The 1,888-nt window shown below is 43.6% G+C and carries 3 protein-coding genes; 2 read left to right on the forward strand and 1 reads right to left on the reverse strand.

What is annotated here, in order from left to right; all coding sequences use genetic code 11:
* Positions 1-224 precede the first annotated feature (224 nt).
* Positions 225-542 carry a TIGR03792 family protein gene (locus DP117_RS34125; protein ID WP_169222572.1) on the reverse strand — a complete coding sequence of 106 codons (318 nt, stop codon included), beginning with the start codon at positions 540-542 and terminating at the stop codon, positions 225-227.
* Positions 543-823: 281 nt separating this feature from the next.
* On the opposite strand from DP117_RS34125, the gene DP117_RS34130 reads away from it, so the two are divergent.
* Both DP117_RS34130 and DP117_RS34135 read left to right on the forward strand, forming a co-directional pair.
* Positions 824-1,147: a phasin family protein gene (locus tag DP117_RS34130; RefSeq protein WP_169222573.1), complete on the forward strand. Its 324-nt coding sequence runs from the start codon at positions 824-826 to the stop codon at positions 1,145-1,147.
* Between the two features lie 76 nt (positions 1,148-1,223).
* Positions 1,224-1,748, forward strand: coding sequence for an FKBP-type peptidyl-prolyl cis-trans isomerase (locus DP117_RS34135; protein ID WP_169222574.1), 525 nt, complete (start codon positions 1,224-1,226; stop codon positions 1,746-1,748).
* The last annotated feature ends 140 nt before the right edge of the window (positions 1,749-1,888 follow it).

Consider the following 1,888-nt stretch of genomic DNA (forward strand, 5'->3'; position numbering starts at 1 on the left):
ATTCCTATGCCCTGCGGGCACGCTGCGCGCTCCGTGTCCTATGCCCTGCGGGCACGCTACGCTAACGCGGTTCGTTTTTTCATAAATTTGCGTAAGTCCTGAGTTATCTGACAACTGTGTACTGTGTACTGTGTACTGTGTGCTGTGTGCTGTGTAGTGTGTACTGGTCACTGTGTACTGTTTTAAGAGACAATCGAAAATATGTAAATAAAATGTGGAACAGCTTACTCTTCTGGTTTCTGCGGAAATTTCCGCACTTGATACTCGCTTGACTCCACAATTGGATAGTATTCTCCCATTGCTTGTGTGAATTGATGATCAATAATTTCCAATGCGGCTTGGGGTACAGTTCTCCAATCCTCTCGTGTCGCCCAGTGAATGACTAAAACGATTTCTGTCGCATCGTTGGGATTGATCCAAACTTCTTTACCTAGAAACCCTGGATATTTAGCCAGCGCCTTTGTCCAAATTTCCGCATCATTCTGAATATATTTTTCTCTTTGTTCGGGCGGAACTTTCACCTTCAGCAGTTCGATTATCACACTTTTTATCCGTTATGTCTCTCTGTCAGAATAGAGCTGTAGTCTATATTAATTATCCTTTGAAGAAGAAGTAGCGAATTGGTGAATTGGTGAATTGGTGAATGCAAGAGTATGGGGGATTGGTGATTCGTCGCTCATTAAAGATTACCCTTACGGGTTCATCACTCGCAGATTCGCCATTCAGACTCGGTGACTCCTTCTTTGGTTCATCTATCATAGGTCTATAAAATAGATTTATGAAAAAGGGTCATTTGATTTGAAAAAAGTGATAGAAAGGCATTATGGACAATAACAATTGGATGCAGCAGTTATTAATGTTGGGTATTGGGACAACTTCTGTTGTTGCAGATAAGCTGCGGGAAGTGGGCGATCAACTTGTGAAGGATGGTAAGCTTGACCCTGAGCAAGCCAAGACGGTTATGGATGATATGGTACAACAGTTGAAGTCGGAGCAGGGAAATTGGGAAGGCAATATGCAACGACAACTGCGAAACATGTTACAGGATTTGGGGGTGGCTCGTCAGTCGGAAGTGGACGAGTTGCGTGGTAGAATTGACCGTTTAGAACGTCAAGTGCGTGATTTAGAAAATAAGCTTTGGCGTTAGGCGTCGCTTTGTGATTTACACTAAGTTTTGTCCTACTGGTTATCTTAATTTTTAGACTAATTAGGGAGGATTAATTTTGAAAGCGATTTTACTGAGCATGGGCTTCATGCTGGTTTGTGTTTCGGTTTTAGTGTTAGCACAAATTGGTGGTAACAAACAGAATAGCGTTAATGCTGCCAATTTGACCGAAACAACTTCAGCAGCCATCCAGCCACAAGAAAACGATACTCTAATTGCGAGAAAAACTATGTCTGATGCCAATGTCGTTACTACGCCCTCTGGACTGAAATATACTGAGTTAAAAGAGGGGACTGGGGCGACTCCTAAAACTGGACAAACAGTTGAGGTTCACTACACAGGGACTCTCGAAGATGGTACGAAATTTGATAGTTCACGCGATCGCAACAGTCCGTTCAGTTTCAAACTCGGCGTTGGACAGGTTATCAAAGGCTGGGATGAAGGACTGAGTACTATGAAAGTAGGCAGTCGTCGTCAGTTAATTATACCTCCAGAGTTAGGTTATGGCGCTCGTGGTGCTGGTGGTGTGATTCCACCCAACGCGACTCTCATTTTTGATGTGGAGTTGTTGAAGGTTAAGTAAGAAGAAGTCACCGAGTCAGAAGTCACCGAGTCAGAATTGGTGAATATCCCCACGGATAAAAATCCGGAGGTTTTCTCTCGTTTTGACTGGGAAGAAGGTAACGAACACTCGTGGATGAGTCCTAAAGACTCGCTGACGAG

This window comes from Brasilonema sp. UFV-L1, assembly GCF_012912105.1.
In the GTDB taxonomy this organism is placed as follows: Bacteria; Cyanobacteriota; Cyanobacteriia; order Cyanobacteriales; family Nostocaceae; genus Brasilonema.

What these genes read in the sequence shown, in the direction of transcription:
- DP117_RS34130 (WP_169222573.1), top strand. Translation starts at nt 824, where the DNA reads ATGGACAATAACAATTGGATGCAGCAGTTATTAATGTTGGGTATTGGG.